Here is a 26,452-nt window from a genome sequence, read left to right as displayed (position 1 = left end):
TTTTTTGCAATTTATTGAACTCTTGATTATTTTTTGCTACACTTTGTATTACAACCTTTGGATGGATGCCACTATAAGGTTTGGGCAGAGAAAGCAAGTGGGGTTGCTCCTCTGCCAACAAAAATTATAGATTACTATATTTGCATTCCCATTCGTTTGCTTGTTATAATAAAAATATATTTTATTGAGGAAAAAAGATGGGTTGGACTTGTCAACACGATTTCAAAGGTTACTGTAAACTTTTAAATGTCACTTGTACTCCCGGCATTAAAGGATGTATTTTAAACAAAGGAAAACACGAATATATCTTTACAACAGGCTCATATGAGGAAGACAAAAAACGTGCAGAGGAAGAGAAAAAAGAAGAAATTGACTTTGTAGCATTAGCCAGAAGTAATTAACTTCTCTGCATACTTCTCTTATGAAACAGCTTTTAAGTAATAATAACCTTGAATATTACAACATCCGTTTTGAATTAAAAACTCTTTTTGCTGCTCTGTCTCAATAAGCAGATTTTTCACAAAATCGATAAAATCTTTCTGCTTGAGTTGTTACATAAAGAGAGTACTAAAAAGTTCAATGATTGATTGTGCAAGTGAATCTAAAATCATCTGTACCAGATAGAAATATAGAGTTCATTTTTTCTGTATGAAGTAACAGCTAAATCATTGTCAGTGTAAGCATTGGAATCATAAAAGAGAGATAAACTGACAAAATAGCACCAAGTGTTGACATATAGAATAAATATGCTTGCTTTATTTGTAGAGAATTTTTAAAGAAAAAGGGGAAGGTTTCTAAACCCAAAAGGGCTTAGAGATTATTTTGCTAATGCAGCTTTAGAAGCTTCAACAACTGTAGCGAATGCTGCAGCGTCGTTCATTGCCATATCAGCAAGAATTTTACGATCAAGTTCGATACCAGCTTTGTTTAAACCGTTCATAAAAGTTGAGTAGTTCATACCGTTTAGACGACATGCAGCATTGATACGGATGATCCAAAGTTTTCTGAATTCACGTTTTTTCTGCTTTCTGTCACGGAATGCATACATCATTGAGCGTTCTAACTGCTCTTTAGCTTTTCTAAAGTGTTTACGGCGTCCGCTGTAAAAACCTTTTGCTAACTTTAATAATCTTTTGTGTCTTCTTCTACGAACAACACCTGTTTTAACTCTTGGCATTTTCTTTCCTTAATTGTTCTTTACCCAGCTACTCTTTTGTGGTAGTCAAGGTGCCACTACTTTGGTGGTCTTGCCCAGTTACCTAAAACTGGAGATAAAATGAAAAACTAATCTCTTAGTTAATCATATCCTTAATGTTTTTCTCATCTGCTTTTGCAACTACTTTTGGAGCATGTTGCTTACGACGAGTTTTTGCATCTTGTTTTGTAAGAATGTGGCTTCTAAACGCTGTTCCACGTTTAATTTGACCATTTTTCTTCACTTTAAAACGCTTTACAGCGCCTTTTACCGATTTCATTTTTGGCATCGATAATCCTTTTCGTAAAATTTGGGAACGCAATTATACCCAAACTTTTCTAATTTTTTGCTATACTTTGACTATGATGATAGATAATTCCATAAAACATATAAAAAATGCACTCAAAGATTTAGATGATGAAGTCCAGAAAATCCTATTGGATTGGGGTATTCCACTTAATGAAAAAGATAATTTAATGTTTCCTATTTTGCAACAAAAAAGAGTTCTCACACAGACACTTGAAGATTTAGAGTACCTCAAAGCCAACCCACCAAAACCAAATCAGCCTTGTGGTATTTCAAAATATAGAGATGACTAATTTAAGAGCTTGACTTTCAATAGTATTGGACTTTTTTTAACAAACTCGATATCCAAAAGATAAAGTCCCATCTCACTTTTGTTACGTGTTGGAAAAACTTTAAACTTCTTAAGCTCACCAAGGGCTTCAATGTCAAACTCTGTATCCCTGTCGACATTAAGCGACTTTATTTGTCTGCGTGATTCAAGACGGTATAGAATATTGTCTCGTACCATATAGGTAACATAGGGCTGTACTCTTCTATATAAAGAGTGTTTTGTCATAAAAGAGACAAGGTCAAACTTCTTGTCATCACTTTGCAGGAAAAAAGCCCGCTTGCTCCCAAGTAAAAAGTCCAGATAGATTGCTCTTTTGAAACGCTCTTTTTTCTCCAATGAAGTAACTGCGCCGGCATAGACTTTATTCATTTTGTTAATATCGACATAGCTTTTATAGAGAAAAAGCATCAAAATAGATAAAATGACGATGGATATCATCAACTCTACAAGAGTAAAAGCTTTTCTCATTCGATTAGAACCCTCTGTAAGACTAAATCAAAATCTTTTTGCAAAAGCTCTGTTGTACCCATCTCAATAACCATTCCTTCAAGTTCGATGCTGTCTATTTTATTGTATCTAATATCAATTTTATCGGTTTTTAGTTTTCGGCGAACATCATCGTCCAAATCAAAGTCTTCCACAAGGTTGTAGAGTGTTATATGGCTGTCATCAAGGGTATACTTACGATTCCACAGTAAAAAACTTGCAATATCACTCTTTTGTTGTCGCTGCTGTATCTGCGTGAGCATATGACTGCTATCACCTCGGAGTTTCAAGAGTGCTGCGATGACAACACTCACGATCATCACGGCAACCATTACCTCTATGAGTGTAAAAGCTCTCTTTTTACAGACCAATACGAATCGCCTCATCCAAAGAAGTCTCGCCCGCAAGCAACATAGCACGCAACTGCTCAGATATCGTTACAAAGTCCCCCTGTTGCAGCGCATTTTTAAGGGTATGTTCATCTGTTGTACTTTTGAGTAAATCGCGCACTCTGTCGTCCATCACCAAAAGCTCTCCTATGGATTTTCGCCCCGTATATCCTGAATAATTACATGCTTTACAGCCTGTGGCTTTGTAGATTGTCGCATCTTTTGGCAGATGATAATCACGCGCAAAATTTTCAGCCAAGACATCTTCTTCTTTGCAGGCACTACAAAGTACTCTCACAAGTCTTTGTGCCAGTATGCCAAGTAGGGATGAGGAGATTAAAAAGGGCTCCACTCCCATATCTGCAAGACGAGAGATAGTTGCAGCCGCAGAGTTAGTGTGCAAAGTAGAAAAAACCAGGTGTCCTGTCAAAGCAGCACGCACTGCAATATCTGCCGTCTCTTCATCACGGATCTCTCCTATCATGATAATATCAGGGTCTTGTCGTAAGATAGAACGCAATGCCGATGCGAAAGTAAGTCCCACTTTCTCATTGACTTGAATCTGTGCTATTTTATCTGACTTATACTCAACCGGGTCCTCTACTGTGATGAGATTTTTATGTGGTTCTTCCACCTCACGCAAGAAAGAGTGCAGTGATGTTGTTTTTCCGCTTCCCGTTGGTCCCGTAACGAGAATAATGCCATGTGAAGAGCGCAGAAGTTTTTTTACATCATCTATCAAAGAGCTTTTAAATCCAAGCTCCTCTATCTGTGGAATCTGCGAGCTTTGCATCAACAGACGCATAACTACACGCTCTCCGTAAAAAGTCGGTAGTATTGAAACACGCACATCTAAAATCTCTCCCGATATCTTGATTTGTGTACGGCCATCTTGAGGGATTCGTTTCTCTGAGATATCGAGGTTTGAGATAACCTTGATACGACTGATAATTAGATTGACAATTTTTTTGTCCAAATCGGCATTTTTGATGAGCATTCCGTCAATTCTAAAACGAACCTCTCCCTTTTTCTCCTGAACTTCAATGTGGATATCTGAAGCTCTTTTCTTGATAGCCTGATAAAAAAGTGCATTGACAAACTTGATGATGGGTGCTGACTCTTCGCTTGTCAAAATATCATTGGATGTGCGTAGAAAATCTGTTAGTGAAAGCTCCTCTTCATCCTCTGTCTCACTCTCTTCTTGCATCGTCTCTATCGCTCTGTCAGTACGCAGTTCGAGGTATTTGTTATAGAGTCTTTCATAGGAGTCTTCATCCAAAAGCATAAAAGGGTAGTGCTCTTGAAGTTTTGAGTAGTAGTTACTGGCTTCCACAAGATAGCGCTCACTTGTAAAGGCAGTTAGTTCATCATTATAGAGTGCAAAAAGCAGGTAGTTTTTTACTGCTTTTTCTGTCTCAACTCCTGCAACTTCCAGGGCTTCAAGTTCAAAAGAGTGGATGCTTTCTATCATAGCTATCTACCCTTTGGGGAAAATATATCGTTTGTCAGAGGTTTTACTTCATCATGCATCTTTTTTTTCTCTACAAGTTCAAAAGCTTTTTTGTTGTACTCTTCTTGAATTTTAGCCATCATACCCAAAGCTTTTTGTAACTTGGAGAGCTCCTCGCTTTTGTCAATAACATACGGTGTCAAAATCACCACTAAATTATCCTGTTCGGTGAGACGTGAAGTGGAAGAGAAAAGATACTCCCCTATAAGTGGAATATCCCCAAGCAAAGGAACTTTATTTTTTGAATCTCGCTCATAGCTCTTTACAAGCCCACCGATGATGATGCTCTCACCATTACGCAAAATCGCCTGTGTTTTGACCTCCTGCTTGGAGGTTACCGGCTGTCCTGTGGCATTTTTACTTCCATCATCCAAGATATTTTCCAAAATAGCCTCAACATCAAGTGTAACTTTGTCTACAGAAGAGACACGCGGCTTAATTTTGAGTGTGAGACCAACATCTTCACGCTTAAAGCTGCTTGTCACACCATTGAGTCCTGATGTAGTTGTTACCGTTCCTGTTGAGATAGAGATGGTTTTACCCACATAAATGGATGACTCTTTGTTATTCACACAAAGGATGGAAGGGTTTGAGATAGATTTGGACGCTCCATGTGTTTGCAAAAAGTCAAGTGTTGCACCAAGTGCCAAAGCACTGCCCACACCCGAACCAATATTTCCCAAATAATCAAGCACTTTCGTTGTCGCTAATGTTGTAAGTTCATCTGAGCCAAAATTGGCACTCATAGCATAAAGCCCCGAAGCAGAGACATCTCCTGCGGCAAAACCATATTTCACACCGATATCTGAAGATTTGTTTTTGTTGATTTCTACAATTTTTGCCTGTACATAGACCTGGTATTTTTCTTTGTCAAGCTCATCAATAATAAGCTTTAAACCTTTTAAAATCATCGGTTCACCAATGGCTATAATTGCATTAATCTCTTCATTCATAGAGACATTTGGTTTTAATAAAGGATCACTGAAAGTCTGTTTGGCGATAATCTCTCCCAATGTTTTTGCTACAGCCTTGGCATCGGAATTTTTGAGTTCATAAATCTCCACTTTTTTGTTTGCATGAGACTCAACATCTAGTTTTTTTGCCAGTGTTATAATTTTGGCAACATTTTTTTGTGTGCCAACGACGATAAGGCCGTTTGTATTTTCATCATAGATAACTTTAACAATCTGAGACGCTACATTGGACTTAAAAATCGACTTACTGATGTCTGATAGTTTTTGTTGAAGTTTTTTGGCATCGGTATTTTCAACAGGAAAAATTTTCACAACAAATTTGGCACTTTTATCCAGATCTGCTATCACTTTTTTTATCGTCTCAATATTTTTTGGATAATCGGTTATGAGTAGTGTATTACTCTCTTTCATTGTAACCAATTTTGCCGATTTGGAGATGAGATAGCGGATTTTTGCAGCAACAATATCTACATTCTCGTTTTTTAATGCTATGGCCTGTGTTACCATCATAGCACCACTAAGTTTTTTATAAGGAGCAACGACTTCAACATTATGCTTTGCTGCTTCACTTGAGCGTACCACCTCTAAAATAGAACCTTTTTTTATGAGGGTATATCCTTTTGATTCTAGCACGGAAACCAAGATACCCAAAAGCTCATCATCATAGACAGGTGTTGTACTGACAAAATTAACAGTTCCGTTTACTTTGTTGCTTATCAGTATATTTTTATGGGTGATTTTGGAAACAAGCTTGATAAAATCATTAATCTGTAAGTTGGAAAAATTAACATTGACCTCTTGGCGTCCATAGAGTATCACGGCTAATAAAAGTATAAAAAAAGCTGTTTTAATGAATTTCATAATAGATTTCCTTTTGGGTATTTCCTCTTTTGATTTGTAAGCTTATTGCATCTAATTTATTTATGTTTTGATAGATTTGCAAAACATCCTTGTAGGACTTGAGTTTTTTTCCATTTACCTCTGTAATAATATCTCCACTTTGCAGACCAAGCGTAGCAATTTTGGAGTGTGGCCGGATTTTTGCCACTTTAAACCCTTCAAAACTTCCGTTTTTCCCAATCTCTTTAATGGAAATGTCCCGCCAAATCTGCGCAACATTTTTACTGTAGTAGCCTATATCGCTGCGTTTTACTTCATATACTCTTTCCTGACCTTGAGAAATTGTTGGTTGTGGTACTCTCTTGGTTTTTTTTGCAAACTTTGCACGCAGATGTAAGATATACTGCTTGTCGTTCTTTGTAAAAACAACATAATTCAAGAAAATCTTCTCAAGCCTAAAACCTTTATATTTTTCACCTATGCCAATTATATCGGTCTTTTTTGGCTCTTTTTTTGTAGATATGATAATATAGCCCTCTTTTTCATTACCATAAAGACCATGAAGTATGAAGTTGTCCATACTTAAGGCTTGTTTAGAAGCTATCTCTTGGGTTACCTGCTTCCTTGTTGCTCCTATAAGCTTATTAAAATTAATATGATAATAAGGGTGTGAACTCACACCCTCGTTGTCCATACGAACAGCCGATGCAGGCAACATCCATAAAGCTATCAAGGCAATGGCTTTTGCCAAAACAACAAGTAGACCGAGTGTTAAAAGTATTTTTACTACACTGTTGTTAGAGAGCTTTTTCATAAAGGTACTCCCCTTTTTGTAGTTTTTTAAATATTTTGAGTCCATTTTTGTACTCACGTAACATACGTTTTGAAGCGTACAGCCTAATACTTATCTCTCTTGTTTGCAGATTATAAGAACCTTCTATTTTTCCAAAATCCCCATCTGCTTTGATAAAAACCTCCAAAGGGTGTAGTAGCGAATAACTTAACTCTGCGTGAGTGATATGAGGCGGTAAAAATCCGTTACTGAGCGTCGAGAGTACAATATCATCAAACTCAAGATGATTATAAAAACCCAGCAGCAAAATATCACTTGTTGAGATATTCGCAAGTTCTATCTTTTCAAAATAGATTTTTGTATTTGAAAGCTCCAAAGAGGTAGGTTTTTCTCTTAAAGTATCAGCACTGACAAGCACACCTTCACTAATAAGCTGCTTGTGTGCGAAATAGTAGAGATTTTCTTTTGGGAAAAAGAGAATAAGCATCAAGAAGAAAAAAGAGAGATAAAACAGTGCTTTGGCTACTCTTACCATCCTAACTCCAATCGCAATGCCGCATGCTGCCTATCGAGCCGTTTTATATCCAAACTTTTTATAATATAGTCTCCGTTTATAACTTTTGACATAAAGTCATTGAGCTGCTGCAAACTCAAAGACTTTGCTGTGAGGATGACTGCATTTTTACTGTATGCTAATTCCATACTCTTTATTTTGATTCTCTTGAGTGCAATTTCTAAAGTTTTTCTACTCCTGTTTTTTTGCTTGAAATGTTCTAAATTGTATGCAATCTTCTGAGCTTCTTTGAGTGCTGCTTTTTCTTCTGCTATCTCACTTTTTAATGCAGAAAGCTTAAAAAGGGCAAAGAGAGTAACAACAAAAAGAAGTGCTATGAGATGTAAAGGATTAACTCTATTCACAGTTTTATCTCCACAAAGAGTTTCTCTTTTTCAAACTTTTTTGTAAAAGGTATGCTGTTTTTTACCAGTACTGCAAGCACTCGTCTGCTCTCTTGATTTGTAACTCCTTGCAGTGTTAATGTTAAAATATGATTTTTATAGCGGATATGTTCTATATGTTCATCCAGTTTGAGCACAATCTTCTCAAGATATTTCAGATACATGCGTAAATGTTCTTGTTCTTTGTCAATTTTTGTATAGTGTGCAAGGATGGCTCTGTTTTGCATCATGGTTGGCTTCAGTTTGTACTTTGAAAAGAGAGCTGTTTTTTCTTCTTCAAGAGTTGCTTTTTGCTCAGAGTAGACAAAATACTCAACACCTAAAAGCAGGGTAAAACAGGCTAAAAGCAAAGCTCCCATGTAGAGTGTTTTGGTCTCTACAATATGCCCAAACTGCTCAAGCTTAATGCTCTTTTTTGGCATATTAAGTGATGCCATATCAAGGGCTTGTAAACCTTCAAACCATGCAGCAGGGAGTATCGTTACAATACCCTCTTTTTTAACAATTACGCGTTCATTATCAAGCTGATACTTCTCATCATCGTCCAAAATCTCTTGCGCAAAAGATATACTTCTTACGCTGTTGTTGGCAATATTTTTTTCAAGCAACAAATCAAGAATCTTTTTATCTTCATAGGCAAAGAGCAAAAAAACTCCCTCTGCCTCTTTTTGAGCATCATAGCTATAGTTTCCCTGAGGTAAGGTCTCCTCAAAAACAGAAGGAGCCAACTTTTTAGCATCACGAATATGCTTTACAGGAAGGCTGACCCTTTTTACCCAATAAAGAGCCGGAGAGAGGATAATGGCATATTGTTTATCTGCATCTAGTGAGTAGTTGCTTTTTACATCTAAAAACAGTGCTGTTGCTTGTGTTTTAAATCTCCACAGCAAAATCATATCCCCTTTTTGATTTTATATCATAATAAAATCTCACCTCTGCAAAACTTTTTTGAGCCACTATCTTTATCTCTACAGCAAGCAGCGGTGCAAAAAAAGTAGTCCGAAATTTTGTAAGATTCAATTTTTCATTCTCGCTGAGATGCAAATCTTTGAGTGAAGCATAACTTCCTCTACCCCGATAAAGCTCCTCAGCACGCTCTTTTGAACTCCCAAGCATCAACTCCCAAACAGCAGCCTTTGCATAGTTTAAATCAATAACACTGTTATTGTCCTCTCCATAAACAAACAGCTCATCAAAATCGATATTTTTTATATTTTCATCTCCATATTCCTGCAGATAAAAATCATTGATAATGCCAAGATGCTTTTTTGATGCAATATAGTCTCTAAAAAGCCTGGGATGGCGATCAAAGAGTGCACTTGCATAGTTATTATACTCATTTGGAGCTTGATTTTTCCTCATACACTCCTGCAATATTGTTATATAAGCACTTCCTATCATCTGTTTTTGAAAGTAGTGGGAGAAGAGAGCACTGTTTTTTTTGTTCAATGCATTGATATTGAGTTTTTCTCCGGCACTTCGTATGGAGACGATCACCTTTAAGTTTTTTAACGTCAATGGAATATACGCGGCATTGGACAAGAAGAGAAAAAGATCATCTCTGGAGTCATTGTTGGCTATATTTTGCAACTCGACTGACCCACGTAAAATTTCCAATACATCTTCAAGAATTATACTGCTTTGATAAAGCATCTGCTCATCTTGCAGAGTTTTTGATGCTTTTTGCACCTGCATGAGTCCATAACCTATAGAGAGAGAGATAAGCATAACAAAAAGGATGGTAATGAGCAGTGCTATGGCATTTTTTTGCAGTCGCATCTAGTGAATACTCATAGAGAAGATAGGCAGCAGCATAGCCGCTACGATAAAACCGATGCTCCCACCGACAAAGAGCATCAAGGCAGGCTCAAGGAGTGTCAAAAGCAGCGCAATCTTGTCACGATTCTCTTCAAAGTAGAGCTCAGAAACATTGCCAAGCACTGCTGCGACTTCAGAGGTCTCCTCACCTAGTGCCACAGCCTGAATAAAAGCAGCGTCAAGTTTTTTATAGTGCTCATTGAGTGAGACGGAGAGAAGTTTACCCTCGACCACCTCTTTGCTTGCATCGACAAAAATCTTTTTGATGACTCTGTTGTTTAAAATATTTGCACTGAGATTAATCGTTCGGACAAAAACAACCCCTGAGCGAGTCAGAAGTGAGGCCATGTAGGCAAAACGGGCAAGTTCACTCTTGAGTATTATCTTGCCAAAGAGAGGCAGTTTGAGCAACAGACTGTCCACCATATAGGCAAATTTGTAGGAGTTTTTCCGTAAAATGACAAAAGAGACAATGAGCATAAAGATTGCAAAGAGTATGAGTGTGAAGTTGTTAGAGAAAAAATCTCCCATCGCAATAACAAAGATGGTAGGTGTTGGGAGTTTTTGGTCCATGCTTGCAAAAATTCCGGTAATTTGTGGCACAACAAAAGTGAGCATAAAGGCTATCATCACCAAAGAGAGCACAACCATAAATGACGGGTAGGCAAAAGCGGAGCGAATCTCTTTATGGATTCTGTCCTGTTCTTTTAAAAAGCGTGACAATTCCAAAAGTACTTCATCAAGTATGCCCCCATCTTCACTCACACGGATAGACTCTTTGAAAAAGAGCGGTAACTCGACAACACTCTGCTCATCAAGAGCTGTGTAGAAGTTTTTTCCCTCATCCAAAAGTGTAGAGAGTGTCGTCAAAAAAAGCGTCATTTTTTTGTTATGCTCGTAATGTTTTTGGACAATCTTGAGTGCAGCAACAATACTGATGCCTGAGCGAATGTAAATGGCAAGCTCACGCGAGAGAGAAGAGAGCTCCTGTGGTGAGAGTTTGGCTCTGCGTGAGAACTCAAAACGCTCAAAAAAACTTGGGCTTTGCTCTTTTATCTGCTCATAGATAATGCCTTTGGAGCGAAGCTTGCCTTTTGCCTCTTCAAGCGAAGCAGCCTCTATCTTTTGACGAACTCTTTTGCCTTCTGCTGTGATGCCCTTGTACTGAAATATCACTGCACAGCCCTTATGAGTTGCTCTTTTGCATCAACGGCTTCACTGAGTGAGTCATAGACTTTTGTCTCTGAGAAGTATGGAGTGTAATCATAAACTTTTCCTTTGTATGCAACAAAAATCTGCGTACTGACACCATCACTATCTACAGAAAAATCAAAACAGTTGTTATCTTCTACTGAGAGAGGACCTAAAAAAAAGTCGTAGCGATAGCACTGTGGTGCATCCTGAAGAAAGTTGATATCTTCTTGAAGTTTTTCTTTTTCACTGTAGAGTGTGCACTTTTGGCAGGAATCTTTACAAAGCAGTCGTACCGGTTTGTTGTCATGTGAAAAAGCAAGCAGATACTCTTTGAGATTTTTCAAAGAGAGTTGTGCTTTTTGCTGCTGTGGGGCTTGATGAATATTTGTAACAACCAAAGTATAAACCACCCCGATAATAACAATAACAATCATCAGCTCAATGAGCGAAAAAGCACCCCGTTTCACAAATGCTACTTACACTCACTTAGTCGAATGTCAGCCGCAGCACCTTTGCCACCCTCTTTTTTGTCAGCACCCAAAGAGATAAGCTCGACTTTACCGTCGTTGTTGATGTAAATAAACTCACTGCCCCATGAATCTTTTGGCATTTTGCCGTCTTTGAAGTAGCTGTCATCTTTGGTTAGAACGGCAAGACCCTCTTGGGTAGATGGGTAAACACTGTGTTTTATCTTGTACATATCCAAAGCCCCATCATAGATAGACTTCATCTGCACACAGACCAGATCCCGCTTTGCCTCTTCGCCTTTACCTGTTAGGCTTGGCATAACCATTGCTGCCAAAAGTCCCAAGATAACAATTACTATCATGAGCTCAATAAGAGAGAATGCATTTCTTTTCATAGCTAACCTTTATATGATTAATGTGTACTTATTATAGTAAAAAATATATTGAGGGAAAGTAAAAGTCTTGAAAGAATTCAAGACTTTTACCCTTTATGGAGCAGGAATTTCAGGTACTAAACGAACATTATATGAACTTGAATTTCCAGTAAGATAATCATTGTATAAAACACTAAAACTCTCACCTCCATTTGCAGTTCTTATGATGCTTCCACCATTGTTAAGCATAATATCTCCATCTATTATGCTGTATGTAGTATCATCGCCACTACCATCCGGATAAGCAATGCCAAGAAAGTTATTATAATAGTCTCCAAATGTAAGCTGCATTACCTCCGCTCCTGTATCATCTGTTACACTAAATGTTCTACCAGCTAACTCAGGGTAACTAAAAGGCAGCAACATTTGATTTAAAAAGTTTGCTTCAACTGTATCGTATGCTTTTTTACCAAGCATATATGAAATACCGCCTGTACCTGCTTTTTGTCCTAATTCTCCTGCCATAACAATGCCATCAATAAGAGCAAAACAGACTTTTTGTTCTGCTGCTGGATCTACAGGTGTAATAACAAGTACATCTATCGCATTATCATTTTCATCCAGTAATGACTCAATTTTCCATGTTCCACCATAGCTTGTTGTGTTATCATCGAGATTTATCGCTGTTAGGTTTCCATCACTGCTTGAAGCAGTCGAACCATCAGCAAATGCAAGAACTACATTTTTACCAAAAATATCCATAAAGGCTTTGTCATTTTGAGGCTGTGCAGTAGTTATAAAACTATCTAGCGATGTGATGTTACTTTCTACTGTTCCATCCAGACTACCAATAATGGCAACTTCTTGGAAATACGGATCGGCATCAACAAGATCTAAATAGGCAATTTTATATCCTACAGCATCACTTGGTAAAACCAAACCGTTCATCATACTGCTTAGTGCTGTTGCATTGACCTCTTCTAGAACTTTCATAGCAACTACATCAAGAGGACCAATAGGAGTATCCATACTTATAGTTGTTGTGTTTGTATCAGCATTTGTAGTGTAACTTAAATTCTCACTCTCTTCTAACGCACCGTTTGTGTAAAGTGTACTTGTTACTCCTCCACTTCCGTCAAATCCATACGCTTCTGCTTTAAAAGAGAGATTTCCTTCCGGTGAAATCCACCCTTCCGTATCATAAACAGGTGAAGCAGTAGCCAAATCAACATTTAGCCCTCCGAGTGCATCAAATGTTGTTGTATTAAGCTCTGTAAGATTTGCATCTATAAAACCATTCTCATAGTCATTAAATTTAACAGGACTAAAAGCATTTTGAATAACTGCCATTGCTATATCATTGAAGTAGTACTCTATGCTATATCCTGCAGGTCTGTATTCGCCTTTCATTACAAGAGTTGATGTTCCATCATCTAAAACAGCCCCACTATCTACTAAAATGGTATGTGCCCCGTATCCATCTACGCCTGCGTTGAGAGTCACCATTACCATAGTGATATTGTTGTCAGCATTATCTACATATGGAGTAGCTGTACTCCATGAACCTGCATTTGGATTGATAATAGTCGGTTCACCACCATTTTGATATGCATCTGTCATATCAACTTCCACAACAGTTCCACTGCCGGCAGCAAGGTTACTGTCTGCTGAGAACATTAGCATTCTGTTGCTGTTGTACTTATTGAAATCTACAGGTCCCATAGCCCCATTATCTATCATATCACTTAAAGAAGCAAATGTCACCTCATTACCATCTATCCAGATTCTAGCTGGTTCCCAAAGGTCATACTCTTCTTGTAACATATGTAGTGCTACTTTATACACTACTGCATCTGCAGGCATATGTAGGGCTGCTATAGTTGGAAGTTCACTTGCGATGTCACTGCTACTCATACTAAGGTCTAGCATTTTTGCTTCAGCAACATCTGCTCCTCCCATATTTACAGTTACAATATTATTAGTTTCACTCCATGTACCATTACTCTCAGAGTCTGAGAATGTACCATCTGACATAAACTCAAGATACCATGCTCCCAAAGTGGCTGTGTTTGTACCAGTTGTAGCATTATAGTCAGTATTGACACCATCCATGCCGTATAGTTTTATATCTTTTGGCATCACTAATGAAGTATAAGCATCATAAGCACTTTGATCTATATCACTCCAAATATTGTAAGCATCGCTAATATTTTTAGGATAAACCACTGTTATGTCTACTGTTGTAGATGCACTGCGTGCAGGATCTCCATCGTCAGTGACGATGATAGCTAGCGTTCCTTCTCCAACAGCACTTGCTGTAATAGTGTATGTTCCATCGGCATTAAGAGATGAACCTTGAAGATAAACAAGATCAGAATTGTCATAATCTAGTTCAAATGTTAATGTGTCATTCTCATCAACATCATTTGCAACTATTTGACCAGAGAGTGTTTCTCCGACAGTCATAGTAAGTGTCACCGGTGCCTGAATCGTTGGTGCATGATTTCCAGATACAACGATAGAAATAGTCTCTGCAGTTGACAAGTTACCATCAGACACAAGACATTCAAAAGTGTCTGTACCACTAAATCCGCTGTTTGGTGTATATGTCAAGCCAGCATCTGTACTGTAGTTAATACTCACACCTGCTGTTGTGTTTGTGTCACATTGGCTTATATATAACTCACTTATATTGTTATCTACATCACTATTTTCACTCATCAAATCAGATTCATAAAGAGTGATAGATGTATCAAGAAGTGTCGAGAAAGTTTTATCTGTTACTGTTGGAGCATCATTGACAGGATTTACCGTCAATATTAAATCATCCAATTCTGCAACCGTACCATCTGATACATTTACATCGATTGTTGCAGTACCATATGCATTAGGAACTAAAGTAATTTTTAATTTACCATTTTCAATAGTTGCCGTAGCAATATTAGGTGTTTCCGAATATGCTGTTAGAGTCAGATTATCATCATCAGGATCTGAAACATTGATATCAACCAAAGAAATATTACTATCTTCATCAACAGTAATGTCTGCTAGCGCCACATCAAATACAGGTCTATCATTCACAGGTGTTACTGTGATTGTTACTGTTGCATTATCTTCGAGTGTTCCATCACTGATAGTATATGCAAAAGTATCAACTCCGTTAAAGTTTGCATCAGGTGAGTATGTCACTGTTCCGCTAGCCACATCAAATGTTACACTACCGTTTTCTCCTTGAGAGACTGCAGTAATATTAAAGTCATCACCATCCGCATCACTGTCATTTGCTACAACATTAAAAGTAATGTTTGTATCTTCTTGCGTTGTATTTACATCATCTACTGCTGCTGGAGCATCATTGACAGCTGTAATAGTAACAGTGACATTAGCCTCATCGAAACCACCATCTTCATCAGTTACTTTATATGTAAAATAATCTGTTCCATTAAAGTTAGGGTTTGGTCTATATGTTACCGAATTGTTTGTTTCAACAACTGTAACACCATTTGTTGCTTCCGATACAATCTCTACAGAGGCAATTGCATTGTTATCATCTGTATCATTTGCCAGTACATCAATTGTTGCATTTGTATCCTCTGGTATTGTTACAGTATCTGCTGTTGCAACAGGAGCATCACTCAGTGTTACTAGTACGGTATGTGTACCATCAACAGTCGCATTATACTCATCACTAAATGTATAGCTCAGAATATAAGTTCCTGCTTCTGCAGCATTAAATGTAATTAAGCCATTTGCAGCATCTGTAATGGTGACATTTGCACTATTTGTCCCATCTGTTGCTGTTGCAGAAAGTAGAGTGAGTATAGCACCATTATCAACATCTGTTGCTGTAAGTGTGATATTAAGATCTGAACCTTTTTTAATTGTTCCTATTGTAGTTGGTACAGGTACAACTGGTGCATCATTTGCACCGATAATTGTAACATTCAAATCTACACTCGCTTCGCCATCTGTAGTACTTACATGAAGAATATCATTGACTTGTTCGTCCTGACTCAGCGCTTGTACCGCAGGCAGAGTACTATCAAGGAGATAGCTCCAAGAGCCATCGCTGTTGACATTAAATTTTCCATATGTAGCATTTACATCTGTTTGCGGAACAAGTGTAGCATTTGCATCAACGTCAGTAACTGTTAAGCTTTGAGATATGAGAGTAGTAGTATCTTCTGAAATCGCTATTGTGCTTGTACCGCTAATAATCGTAGGGTCATCAACAGGAACCACAGTCACATGTACAGTTGCTGTAGCTGTTGAGCCGTTTGCATCTGCTACTGTATATGTAAAACTGTCTGTACCAAACGCATTGAGTGCCGGTGTATATGTAATGATGTTTCCACTGTTTGTCACACTACCAAAAGAAGGTGTAGAGAGTGCAGTTATGGAGTATGTATCTCCCACATCCACATCAGTTACAGAGCTTGTTATGTTGATATCAACTGCTATATCTTCATTTGTGCTCGCATTAATATCCTCTGCTACCGGTGCATCATTTGTGTTTGTAACTTCAAGTGATGCAATAACAATACTTGAACTACCCTGTGCATTTGTTGCTGTAATATTGATATCTGTATAAGTTCCGACATCTGCATTATGAGGAGTACCTTCTAATCTACCATTTAGTGTATTAAAAATAGCCCATGAAGGTTTGTTTGTAATACTCCATGTCTCCACCTCTCCACTATCTGCACCCAGCGTAGGCTCAAAAATATATGAACTATCCTCTGCAACCGTTGTTGCCGGTGTTCCTGCAATAGCTGGTGCATTTACAACAGTTTTTGTAGTAAATGAGCGAATAGTACTACCTACTGTCAGTGTTGTTGACTTTGAAGTACCTTGCGTACTTGCTGCTGTCTGTTTGAGTGTTACAACATCGCCAAGAGAAACACTGCCTGCTACATCTGTATAACCAGTCCCGTTAATGTCATAATAACCATTTTCAACAGATATTGGAAGCGTAGTACCTGTTGTGATACCTGTAATAGTAATTGAGTTAGAAATTACCTCAGAACCTGCTGGTACACTTAAATTGGCATCAAAACTGAAATCATCAGGAATTTTGTCTTCCTGCAGTGTTTTTGTTTTGAAAGTTCCACTTACCCCACCGATAGTTAGTGTTGTCACCGTTTCTGTATCAAATGATGTTGCTGTATGCTGTGTTACAGTGATTACATCACCATTGGACACATTTGCATCTTGACTACCACCATTGACAACATAGCTACCGTTTGTGATAGAAACAGGTGTAGGTGAGTTGATGCCAGAGACTGTAATATTTGCTTCTACATTTGTATCAATCGGCTGATTTAAAAGTGTAGTAAACGAAAACTCATTTGGTGTTGTATCTGCTACAAAAGGGTCTGACATCGTTGTTACATTGAATGTACCGATAACATTACCAACTGTCACTGTAACTGTTGCCGTTGTTTCATAGTCATCAGATGGTACAGCACGCAACACCAAAGTATCATTTGGATTTATAGTTGTTGCCGTTGTTGTAAACCCTACTCCATTTACATTCATCTCACCGCCATCTACAGAGATAGGTACATCTGTGTTTATACCCGTTATCGTAATAGTGTTTGAATCCACTGTTGGTGTTGCCGTTTTGTTAACATCTACAACATCTGTAAATGTAAATGCATCCGGTGTAGTATCAAGTGGAATTGTAAATACATTAAATGTTCCATTAACATCACCGACTGTAACTATTACAGATGTCTGTGTTCCAACATCTCCGGATGTTACTTGAACTTGTAAAGTATCATTGTTATTAACATTACCATTTGTTGTAAAAGCTGCTCCGTTAATACTGAATTTTGCATCACCACCACTAATTGACACTGGAGTTGCTTGATTAATTCCGGTAATTGTTATAATATCACTTTTCAGATTTGTAAACTTAGCCTGATCTCTTTTGAATCCAAAATCAAAAGCATCCGGTGTTGTATCTGCTACATATGGATCAGACATTGTTGTAACAGTGTATGGAATTACCCCTCCGCCAATAATTACATTTGCGGTCACTTTTGTAGAATAAGCATTTGAAGAGTGTGCTCTTACTTTTAATGTTTGCCCGTTGGCAATTGTTCCTGCTTCTGTAACAAAGGGACCGTTATCAATCGAATACGAACCGTTCTCTATAGAGATAGCACCACTTTCTCCAATAATGCCATTTACTGTCACTGCATTTGATGTATAGTCTGTATCGGTATAGGCATCAAGTGCTGATGCAAAACTCATATTATGATCAAAAGAGAGCGTTCCATTGAGTACATCTTCTGCAGAAGGAGCTTCAGTCACGCCAATATCGGCCTCTTCAAGATTTACTGCAACCTGTTGCAAATCAACATTTGTCACTTCTTCTTTTACCTCATCGAGAGCTGCAAGACCAGCGTCATCAACCTCACCATCTGACATATCATCAGCGAGTGTCTGCATAACCTGCTCAGGATTGCTTGTATTTAAAATTGCAGAAGATACAAGAAGAAGCTGTGTATTTGCTTGCGTATTTTGACTTGCATCGGTTGGATCCAAGTCATCAAGTGATACACCGGCATCGAGGTTAAGGTTAAAGAGCTCCTTAACACTTGTCTCTGCTTCTGTTTTTGCAGTGTTTATATCCGCACCCGCTGCCATTTTTGCTATGATGCTTTTTGCAGCGATATTTGTCAGGACATTAATGTTTACACTTGCACTGCTACCTGCTGTAATGTTTGCAACGGCAGAGATACCATTTGCCTGAGGAAGTGTCATATATGTTCCTGTATTTTCATTCAGGTAGTCTCCATATATCACAAACTCTGTCGGACCGCTCCAGCCTAGCGAAGAGAAACTAAATGTCCCCTTCCCGTCTGTTGTGAGTGTTGTCTGATTTACATCTCTTGTCCCGTCACTGTTAAGTTTATACGCAACAACAGTAGAACCCTCTTTAAAAGGCCCTTTGCTCGAACTTCCCGAGCTACTTGTTGTTGAAGTGACTGAACCGCCGTCTCCACCGCCTCCACCACAGGCTGTAAGTCCTAAGACGACAGCTGTAGTAAGAGAGAGCATAGAAGCTCTAAAAAAATGTATTTTCATCATTTTCCCCTTTTTTAAATTAATCTACACTAATAATAACTCTTTCATATCTTTTTATATCTTAATTTTCAAAAAGTAATGTATTTTTGTTAGATATAAATAAGAATGTGATAATTTGTAACACTAATAAAATTTAACATTGTTGTAAATTGTTAATAATTTTTCCGAAATAAAATTACATCTGTTGCTTAAATAGAATTAGTTACATGAAAAAAAGAGGCAGAGAATAAAAAAATGAAGGTGCCCCTCTCCAGATGGCTGCGGCACATGAATGTTTAAGGTGTGCTGCTGTATTCCTACCCTGACACATTGTCTCAAACACCCATTGCACAGGTCTAAAGAGAAGCGACGAAATTATAACAGCTTTTTCTTAAAAATGGTATAATCTTCTTCATGACTTACATAGTAACTGCCTTAAAACCTGAAGCTCAAGCCTTTGTAGATTACTACAAGCTTACAAAATCCAAACTAGACAGCTATACACTCTTCTCAAATGAACAGATAAAACTTATCATCTCCGGGATAGGTGTAGAAAATGCCCGGCTTGCCACACAAACACTTATCAACCATTTTGACATTAGCAATGAAGATATATATATGAATGCTGGTATATGTGCAGCTTCACACAACTATAAAATTGGTACTCTCATAGAGTGTGGTGCTATTTTATATGAAGGTATTGAATATATCTTTGATACACAAAAACCTCCTATAAACTGTGTGACCAAAGAGATATCCTGCCCCGTATATGATAGAGTTGATATGGAAAGTTACGGTTTTTATGATGCCGTCATTCACAATCCTGCCATCAAAAAGTTTCATATCTTTAAAGTTGTCAGTGACCACTTCGAGCCGCAAAAGGTGACAAAAGAGCAGGCAAAATCACTTCTTTTTAATCAAATTGATGCTATAAATAAACTTATAAACAGTTAGGATTTTTATGAAACTTGTACTTCTTTTTTTACTTTTTTTAAACTTTGCTCACGCAACGCTGTCAGATGATACAACTCTACAGAAGATGATAGGACAAATGCTTATTATAGGGTTTGATACAGCTACTGTAGATAAAGACTCCCAAATTATAAAAGATATACAAAAGTATGATTTAGGTGGTGTGATTTTATTTGACAGAGACTTTCACAAAAGAGAAAAAACAAAAAACATCAAGTCACCCGAACAACTCCAAAACCTCACACAAGTACTTCAAAGCTACTCAGAGAAGCCTCTTTTTATAGCCATAGACCAAGAAGGCGGACGTGTAGCACGACTCAAACCTGCGTATGGATTTGTAGAGATTCCTTCTGCAAAAGCAGTCGCTTCTCATGATGAGCAACTCATAAAGATGCTTTATAACAAAGAGGCAAAAATGCTTCAAAACGTTGGAATAAATATAAACTTTGCTCCTGTTTTGGACTTGGCAATCGAGCCACGTAACCAAGTTATCTATCAACTTGAACGCTCTTATGGAGCTGATCCAAAAACAGTAGCCAAAGTAGCCTCCCTACTCATTGGTGCACAAACAAAACATAATATTATCTCGGTTGCCAAACACTTTCCTGGACACGGTTCTTCACTGACAGACTCTCACAAAGGCTTTGTCGATATCACAAATACCTGGAGTACAAAAGAACTAGAGCCGTACAAGATACTCCTGCGTGAGGGAAAACTAAATGCCATAATGACAGCTCACGTCTTTAATAAACATCTTGATACCAAATACCCAGCAACCCTTTCACGCAAGATAAACCAAAAACTTCTACGTGAACAACTTGGCTTTAGAGGTGTCATTATCAGTGATGATATGCAGATGAAAGCCATCAGCAAGCACTACTCACTCAAAGAGGCTCTCACCCTTGCCATCAATGCAGGTGTAGATATCCTGCTTTTTGGCAATCAGCTCTCGCATAACTCAACACAAGAGATAGTTGATACCATCCTAGAGCAGGTAAAAGCAGGGAAAATTCCTCTCTCACGCATCAAAGAGGCAAATGGTCGCATCGCAAATCTACACACAAAACAAAGCATCATTCAAAAACCCATCATCTTTGAAGATGAACGAAAGGCAATGACAAAGGCCTATATCAAAAAACATTACGGCATTAATGCAAAAGATATAAGCATCACACCAAAAGTCATTGTATTACATTGGACAGCAGTAATGGATCTAGAAGATAGTTTCAAACGACTCTATCCACAAAAACTCCTAACTGACAGAAAAGAGATAGCAGCTGCCTCAGCTCTAAATGTCTCAGCCCACTACCTCATCGACCGTGACGGTACTATCTATCAGTTGATGCCAGACAACTGGATGGCACGCCATGTGATAGGACTGAACTACTCAAGTATAGGTATAGAGAATGTCGGCGGAGAAGATAATAAAAAAGAGGACTTGACACCTGCTCAAGTTCAAGCAAATATTGCTCTTGTTAAATACCTTAAAGCGAAATACCCAAGTATTGCATATCTTATAGGACATCACGAATATAGAAAAATGGAAAACTCTCCACTTTGGCTTGAACAAGATAGAGGGTACAGAACAAAAAAAGCAGACCCCGGAGTCAAATTTATGCAAGCCGTGCGTCAAGGCGTAAAAGAGCTAAAACTTAAGAGTGCCGATGAGTAGTACATTTGGAGGAGTGGACTGGCTTGTCTTTTTCAGCTACTTTGCCATCTTGGCAATAAGTTCGTATTTCTTTAGCAGATTTAAGATAAAAAACGCACGGGACTACTTTGTAGCATCCAACTCTATGCCGCTGCTTGGTGTTGCCATCTCCATCGTTGCGACCAGCCAATCAGCAGCCACCTTTTTAGGTGTTCCGGAGTTCTCTTACGCCCATGATTTCACCTTCATCGGCTTTTATTTCTCCACACTCTTAGCTGTCTTTTTCATAGCAAAGTTTCTTATCCAAAAGTTTTATGCAATGGGAGCAGTCACGGTTTATGAACTTTTAGAGAAGCGTTACGGCGAACAGGCAAAGAAACAAGCGGGTATGATGTTTTTGCTTGGCCGTATCCTTGCCAGTGGAGCACGTCTTTACATCGGAGCCCTAGCAGTGAGTATGATTCTCTTTTTAGATATCAGCTTTTGGCATATGCTTGTCTCTATTCTTATTCTTATCACAGGAGCACTGCTTTATGCCTACTTTGGAGGAATAAAGTCCATCATCTACAGCGATATCATTCAAGCTGTCACCTATGTTGGAGCAGGCATTTTGGTAGCATGGTATCTCTACACCTCTTTAGGTGATGTAAATATTATAGAGTCTCTGCGTGAGCATGGCAAACTTAACTTTTTTGACACCTCTTTTGATGGAAAATTCAGTATCCCTGCCTTGCTTGGCGGATGGTTGCTTTTAAACATTGCCGCTTTTGGACTTGATCAGGATATGGCACAACGTGTTCTTAGCTGCAAAAACAAAGAGGATGCTACAAAGTCACTTCTTCTTTCCATCATTATCACTATCCCCATAGTCCTACTTTTTTTAGGCATTGGAGCACTACTCTATCTACACTATCAGAATATGCCGCTCACTCAGAGCTTTCAAGGTGAAAGTATCACTATCTTTATGTACTACATCTTAAATGAGATACCAGAAGGTCTGCGCGGACTTGTTACCGTTGGAGCCATTGCTGCAGCACTCTCAAGCACCAACTCGGTTCTTGGTGCCATGGCAAGTGTAGCAGTTGAAGATATCTACAAACCATGGAGACTTAAAAATGTACCTAACACCAATGAAGCACACTTCCTAAAAGCCTCACGCAATGCCGTACTCTTTTTTGCAGCTGTTTTAACACTGATGGCAGTTGTGAGTTACTTTTGGCAGCGCGAGAGCGAACTCTCTCTTATCGGTTTTGCATTAGGAGTCATGAGCTTTGCCTATGCAGGGCTTTTGGGAGTCTATTTTGCTGCTATCTTTACAAACAGGGGCAGTTCAAAAACAGTACTACCCGCTCTACTTGGCGGCTTTTTTACGATTTTAGCACTACAACCCTATATCTTTGGTATCCATATAGGTTTTGCCTGGCAGTTGGTTATAGGAACTGCTATTTCTTTTGTCATAATGTTAGGAGGAAAAAAGTATGTGTGAGTATTACATTGGCGTCATGAGCGGCACAAGTTTGGATGGAGTGGATGTAGCACTTTGTGGAATAGATACTCATACCTGCAAGCTCATTGAAGCTTATGAACACCCTTTTCCAAAAGCGTTAAAAAAAGAGATTCTTCACACCATTGCAAACGATACATCTCTCAAACAGCTCGGCGAACTAGATGTCAAACTTGGAGAGCTTTTTGCTGAAGCTATCAATGCCCTCTTACAAAATTCCGCTATCTCACGCAAAGAGATTTGTGCCATCGGGCTACATGGGCAGACACTTTGGCATGAACCAATATCGACATACCCTTTTTCAATGCAACTTGGCAATGCCAACGTTGTTGTCGCACAGACAGACATTTCAACAGTTGCAGACTTTCGTGGAGCTGATATTGCCAATGGTGGAGAGGGCGCTCCTTTTGCTCCTGCTTTTCATAGGGAGATTTTTGCTCGTGATGATAAAAATATTGCCGTTGTCAACATCGGCGGTATGGCAAATATCACTTACCTTGGTAAAGAATTTTTGGGCTGGGACACAGGCTGTGGTAATGTTTTAATGGACAGTTTTATACAGAAAATAGAAAAAAAGCCCTATGACAGAGATGGTGCATTTGCAAAAAGTGGCAGGCTCAATATGGATCTGCTTCAAAAGATGTTAAAAGATAGTTACTTTGCAAAAGAGCCTCCAAAAAGCACAGGACGTGAATACTTTAATCTTGAGTGGCTGGAGAAGTATCTCAAAAATTTTGTAACTGTTTCTGATGCTGATATTCAAAGAACACTGCTTGAACTTACAGCCTCATCCATTGCAAATGCAATCAACAGACTCCAATCTGATGAGCTTATCCTCTGTGGAGGCGGTGCAAAGAACAGCTTCTTAGTTGAGCGGCTTAAAAAGCTGTGTCGCTGTGAAGTTAGAAAAAGTGATGACTATGGCATGAACAGTGACTTTTTAGAAGCAATGCTCTTTGCATGGCTTGCCTATAAACGCTTACATAATGAAAAAGTCCCTCTTTCATCAATTACAGGGGCAAAAAAAGATTCCCTTTTAGGAGCCATCTATGGATAAGATAAAAACATGGTTGCAAACAACACAATATGCAAATTATTCTCTGACTATAGCCTCAGCAGATGCAAGTTTTAGAAAATACTACCGTCTCACGCAAGCAGATAAGAGCTATCTTTTGATGGACTCTTCTCTTGAGAAAGAGTCTCTTGCACCTTTTTTAGATGTTACGAAAAGGCTCTCACAAGCTGGGGTTAATGTACCAAAAGTATATGAGCAAAACCTTGAATCAGGGTATCTAATTATTGAAGATTTTGGCAATATGCACCTACTTCAAAGTCTCACACAACAAAACTTTAAAGAGCTCTATAAAAAAGCAATAGATGAGATATTCAAGATGCAAAGAGCCGATGCAAATAGTCTGCCTCTTTATGATAAAACCTTTTTACATTTTGAGATGGATCTGATGCAGGAGTGGTACTTGGAGAAAAAACTGGGGCACTCTCTCACGCAAAAAGAAGTACATACTCTAAATAAGGCACTTGATAGCATCAGCGATGTAGTACTCAGACAACCACAGAATATCTTTGTTCATCGAGACTATCACTCACGTAATATTATGCTGCGTGAGGATGGAAGTCTTGGTATCATCGACTATCAAGATGCTATGAATGGTGCACTTACCTATGACCTTGTCTCACTGCTAAAAGATTGCTATATCAGCTTTGACAGAGAGTCAATACTACAACTTGTTCTTTACTTTCGAGATAGAACATCTCCACAGACAAGTGATGCTGAGTTTATAAAGTGGTTTGATTTTATGGGAATGCAGCGTCATATCAAAGTTCTTGGCATCTTCTCCCGTCTCCACCTGCGTGACGGTAAGGATGGATACCTTAAAGATATTCCACTCACCCTACACTACACACTCGATGCCGCACAAAGATATGATGAGACAAAAGAGCTCTCAAAACTGCTCAAAAGGCTGACACGATGAAAGCAATGATACTAGCAGCCGGTCGCGGTGAGCGAATGCGTCCACTGACAGATATGATTCCAAAACCGCTTCTGCCTGTCGGTGGTACTCCACTTATTGAGTGGCATATTAAAAATCTGGCAAAAAACGGTTTTAAAGAGATTGTTATCAATATTGCTCATTTGGGGCATCTTATCCCAAAAACCTTAGGCGATGGCTCACGCTGGGGAGTTCAGATCTACTACTCTGATGAGCAGGAGAGTGGAGCTTTGGAGTCTCTTGGTGGAATTCTAAAAGCTTTGGATATTTTAGGCAATGAGCCTTTTTTAGTTGTCAATGGTGACATATATTGTGATTATTCATTCAATCCGAACTTTGATTTAAAAGAAAAACTTGCCCACCTCATCTTAGTTCCCAATCCCTCGCATAACAAAGAGGGAGATTTTGGCTTAGAGGACTCTTTGATTTTGAATAAAAGTGATGAACTGTATACTTTTTCAGGTATAGGATACTATAATCCAAAAATATTTCAAGACATCAGAGCCTCAAAAGCCCCTCTGGCACCTCTTTTGCGTGAGATAGCAGAGCAAAAAGAACTCTCCGGAGAGCTTTATGAAGGTCTGTGGTATGATATCGGAACACCTGAGAGATTAAAAGAGATAAATGAAAATTTTTAGCATACTTTTTTTACTGTTAACATCCACACTCTGGGCAAAATATGACAACTGTACTTTTAAAAATCCGCACTACACAGATATCTGTAAAAAAGTTGTCAAACATGGGGTTTCTTATGAGTATGCCAACAGATTTTTACTCTCTTACTTTAAAACACAAAAGTACGATGAGATTACATGGAAGTACATTCAGCCATCAAAGATAAAGTACCATCGAGAGCGAGAAAAAAAAGCCAACAATGTCCTTGTCAAATATGTTCCAAAGATGGTTACCAACCTCAACGAGTATCAGCATGCTTATGACTTGGCAGAGATAAAGTATGGTGTCAATCGTGAGATCATTGCAGCAATTCTGCTCAAAGAGACCAAGCTTGGTAAAATAAAACCAAAACATGATGCTTTCATCGTCTTTAATACAATTCTCACCCGCACAAAACCAAAAACTTCACGCCAAAAATGGCTGCTGAATATGAGTAAAACGAATATGGCATCCATTATTGAGCACTGTTACAAAGAGGGGGTTGAGCCTGAGCAGTGTAATCTTCCAAGCTCTTATGCAGGAGCTGTCGGAATACCGCAGTTTATGCCAAACTCCTTTGTCTATACAGACAGCTACTATGGTAAAGTTGCAGACCTTACAAAGATGGAAGACGCTATTCTTTCCGCTGCAAAATTTCTACATAAAAAAGCAAAATTTACAGAACTGATAGCGTGGGATAAGATGCCCGATATAAAAAAGACAGAGAGTGAATGGTATGCATTTGAGTTTAAAAACAAAAACTGCTCTTTTATCTATGAGAAGAACAAAAAAACAGGTAAAAAATATAAATGTTTCACAAAGAATCGACCTGAACTTGACTATTTAAAAATATATGTTGCGAAGATAATGCGCTACAACAACTCTTCTAACTATGCTATTGGAGTTATCCGCTTAGCTTATGATGCACACAAGGCTTTAGAGAAAACTCAATAA

The 26,452-nt window shown here is 38.4% G+C and carries 24 protein-coding genes and 1 other RNA gene; 9 read left to right on the top strand and 16 right to left on the bottom strand.

What is annotated here, in order from left to right; translation table 11 throughout:
• The first annotated feature begins 197 nt into the window (after window positions 1–197).
• On the top strand, window positions 198–401 hold the full coding sequence (locus MNY27_RS07740; RefSeq protein WP_152184023.1) for a hypothetical protein: 204 nt from the start codon (window positions 198–200) through the stop codon (window positions 399–401).
• A gap of 416 nt (window positions 402–817) precedes the next feature.
• Here the strand turns inward: MNY27_RS07740 and rplT are convergent, their stop codons facing one another.
• Together rplT and rpmI are read right to left on the bottom strand one after the other, a co-directional pair.
• Window positions 818–1,177 (bottom strand): 50S ribosomal protein L20, encoded by a 360-nt coding sequence (gene rplT, locus MNY27_RS07735; protein ID WP_152184024.1) that lies wholly within the window; start codon window positions 1,175–1,177, stop codon window positions 818–820.
• A gap of 115 nt (window positions 1,178–1,292) precedes the next feature.
• On the bottom strand, window positions 1,293–1,484 hold the full coding sequence (rpmI, locus tag MNY27_RS07730; RefSeq protein ID WP_152184025.1) for a 50S ribosomal protein L35: 192 nt from the start codon (window positions 1,482–1,484) through the stop codon (window positions 1,293–1,295).
• 73 nt (window positions 1,485–1,557) lie between these two features.
• Here rpmI and MNY27_RS07725 point away from each other — a divergent pair, with 73 nt between their 5' ends.
• On the top strand, window positions 1,558–1,794 hold the full coding sequence (locus MNY27_RS07725) for a hypothetical protein (RefSeq protein ID WP_246153830.1): 237 nt from the start codon (window positions 1,558–1,560) through the stop codon (window positions 1,792–1,794).
• Here the strand turns inward: MNY27_RS07725 and MNY27_RS07720 are convergent.
• The 14 genes from MNY27_RS07720 to ffs all read right to left on the bottom strand — a co-directional run bounded on the left by MNY27_RS07720 (window position 1,791) and on the right by ffs (window position 19,071).
• Entirely contained in the window at window positions 1,791–2,300 is a 510-nt protein-coding gene (locus MNY27_RS07720; RefSeq protein ID WP_152184026.1) for a prepilin-type N-terminal cleavage/methylation domain-containing protein, read from the bottom strand. The genes MNY27_RS07725 and MNY27_RS07720 overlap by 4 nt on opposite strands.
• The gene (locus MNY27_RS07715; protein ID WP_152184027.1) at window positions 2,297–2,704 is read right to left on the bottom strand and encodes a type II secretion system protein; all 408 of its coding nucleotides are present in this window, start codon (window positions 2,702–2,704) and stop codon (window positions 2,297–2,299) included. Before MNY27_RS07715 ends, MNY27_RS07720 begins: the two co-directional genes overlap by 4 nt.
• Window positions 2,679–4,178, bottom strand: a complete 1,500-nt coding sequence (locus MNY27_RS07710; RefSeq protein WP_152184028.1) for a GspE/PulE family protein — start codon at window positions 4,176–4,178, stop codon at window positions 2,679–2,681. The genes MNY27_RS07715 and MNY27_RS07710 overlap by 26 nt, the downstream gene beginning before the upstream one ends.
• A 2-nt stretch (window positions 4,179–4,180) precedes the next feature.
• On the bottom strand, window positions 4,181–6,052 hold the full coding sequence (gene gspD / locus MNY27_RS07705; protein ID WP_152184029.1) for a type II secretion system secretin GspD: 1,872 nt from the start codon (window positions 6,050–6,052) through the stop codon (window positions 4,181–4,183).
• Window positions 6,039–6,845 carry a PDZ domain-containing protein gene (locus tag MNY27_RS07700; RefSeq protein WP_188109465.1) on the bottom strand — a complete coding sequence of 269 codons (807 nt, stop codon included), beginning with the start codon at window positions 6,843–6,845 and terminating at the stop codon, window positions 6,039–6,041. The genes gspD and MNY27_RS07700 overlap by 14 nt, the downstream gene beginning before the upstream one ends.
• Entirely contained in the window at window positions 6,829–7,359 is a 531-nt protein-coding gene (locus MNY27_RS07695; protein WP_152184031.1) for a hypothetical protein, read from the bottom strand. The genes MNY27_RS07700 and MNY27_RS07695 overlap by 17 nt, the downstream gene beginning before the upstream one ends.
• On the bottom strand, window positions 7,353–7,742 hold the full coding sequence (locus MNY27_RS07690) for a hypothetical protein (RefSeq protein ID WP_152184032.1): 390 nt from the start codon (window positions 7,740–7,742) through the stop codon (window positions 7,353–7,355). Before MNY27_RS07690 ends, MNY27_RS07695 begins: the two co-directional genes overlap by 7 nt.
• Window positions 7,739–8,677, bottom strand: a complete 939-nt coding sequence (locus MNY27_RS07685) for a hypothetical protein (RefSeq protein ID WP_346392068.1) — start codon at window positions 8,675–8,677, stop codon at window positions 7,739–7,741. Before MNY27_RS07685 ends, MNY27_RS07690 begins: the two co-directional genes overlap by 4 nt.
• Window positions 8,655–9,560, bottom strand: coding sequence for a hypothetical protein (locus MNY27_RS07680; protein WP_152184034.1), 906 nt, complete (start codon window positions 9,558–9,560; stop codon window positions 8,655–8,657). Before MNY27_RS07680 ends, MNY27_RS07685 begins: the two co-directional genes overlap by 23 nt.
• Window positions 9,561–10,775: a type II secretion system F family protein gene (locus tag MNY27_RS07675; protein ID WP_152184035.1), complete on the bottom strand. Its 1,215-nt coding sequence runs from the start codon at window positions 10,773–10,775 to the stop codon at window positions 9,561–9,563.
• The gene (locus tag MNY27_RS07670; RefSeq protein ID WP_152184036.1) at window positions 10,772–11,260 is read right to left on the bottom strand and encodes a prepilin-type N-terminal cleavage/methylation domain-containing protein; all 489 of its coding nucleotides are present in this window, start codon (window positions 11,258–11,260) and stop codon (window positions 10,772–10,774) included. The genes MNY27_RS07675 and MNY27_RS07670 overlap by 4 nt, the downstream gene beginning before the upstream one ends.
• A 5-nt stretch (window positions 11,261–11,265) precedes the next feature.
• On the bottom strand, window positions 11,266–11,655 hold the full coding sequence (gene gspG / locus MNY27_RS07665) for a type II secretion system major pseudopilin GspG (protein ID WP_152184037.1): 390 nt from the start codon (window positions 11,653–11,655) through the stop codon (window positions 11,266–11,268).
• Window positions 11,656–11,748: 93 nt separating this feature from the next.
• Complete coding sequence (locus MNY27_RS07660; RefSeq protein WP_346392067.1) at window positions 11,749–18,729, bottom strand: tandem-95 repeat protein; 6,981 nt, start codon at window positions 18,727–18,729, stop codon at window positions 11,749–11,751.
• Window positions 18,730–18,973: 244 nt separating this feature from the next.
• An RNA gene (gene ffs / locus MNY27_RS07655) (signal recognition particle sRNA small type) lies at window positions 18,974–19,071 on the bottom strand.
• A gap of 51 nt (window positions 19,072–19,122) precedes the next feature.
• Here ffs and MNY27_RS07650 point away from each other — a divergent pair.
• From MNY27_RS07650 to MNY27_RS07620, 7 genes are read left to right on the top strand one after another with little or no spacing between them, the layout of a single operon-like run.
• On the top strand, window positions 19,123–19,662 hold the full coding sequence (locus MNY27_RS07650; RefSeq protein WP_152184039.1) for a hypothetical protein: 540 nt from the start codon (window positions 19,123–19,125) through the stop codon (window positions 19,660–19,662).
• Window positions 19,663–19,669: 7 nt separating this feature from the next.
• Entirely contained in the window at window positions 19,670–21,352 is a 1,683-nt protein-coding gene (locus tag MNY27_RS07645) for a glycoside hydrolase family 3 N-terminal domain-containing protein (protein WP_152184040.1), read from the top strand.
• The gene (locus MNY27_RS07640) at window positions 21,345–22,817 is read left to right on the top strand and encodes a sodium:solute symporter (RefSeq protein WP_152184041.1); all 1,473 of its coding nucleotides are present in this window, start codon (window positions 21,345–21,347) and stop codon (window positions 22,815–22,817) included. The genes MNY27_RS07645 and MNY27_RS07640 overlap by 8 nt, the downstream gene beginning before the upstream one ends.
• A complete protein-coding gene (locus MNY27_RS07635; protein WP_152184042.1) occupies window positions 22,810–23,892 on the top strand; it encodes an anhydro-N-acetylmuramic acid kinase in 1,083 nt (360 codons plus the stop codon). Before MNY27_RS07640 ends, MNY27_RS07635 begins: the two co-directional genes overlap by 8 nt.
• Entirely contained in the window at window positions 23,885–24,826 is a 942-nt protein-coding gene (locus tag MNY27_RS07630) for a phosphotransferase (protein ID WP_152184043.1), read from the top strand. The genes MNY27_RS07635 and MNY27_RS07630 overlap by 8 nt, the downstream gene beginning before the upstream one ends.
• On the top strand, window positions 24,823–25,482 hold the full coding sequence (murU, locus tag MNY27_RS07625; protein WP_152184044.1) for an N-acetylmuramate alpha-1-phosphate uridylyltransferase MurU: 660 nt from the start codon (window positions 24,823–24,825) through the stop codon (window positions 25,480–25,482). Before MNY27_RS07630 ends, murU begins: the two co-directional genes overlap by 4 nt.
• A complete protein-coding gene (locus tag MNY27_RS07620) occupies window positions 25,469–26,452 on the top strand; it encodes a lytic murein transglycosylase (protein ID WP_346392066.1) in 984 nt (327 codons plus the stop codon). The genes murU and MNY27_RS07620 overlap by 14 nt, the downstream gene beginning before the upstream one ends.

The sequence above is a fragment of the Sulfurimonas sp. NWX79 genome (assembly GCF_039667035.1).
In the GTDB taxonomy this organism is placed as follows: domain Bacteria; phylum Campylobacterota; class Campylobacteria; order Campylobacterales; family Sulfurimonadaceae; genus Sulfurimonas; species Sulfurimonas indica.
Note: the sequence above shows the minus strand (reverse complement) of the source record. Positions and strands in the feature narration are given on the sequence as shown.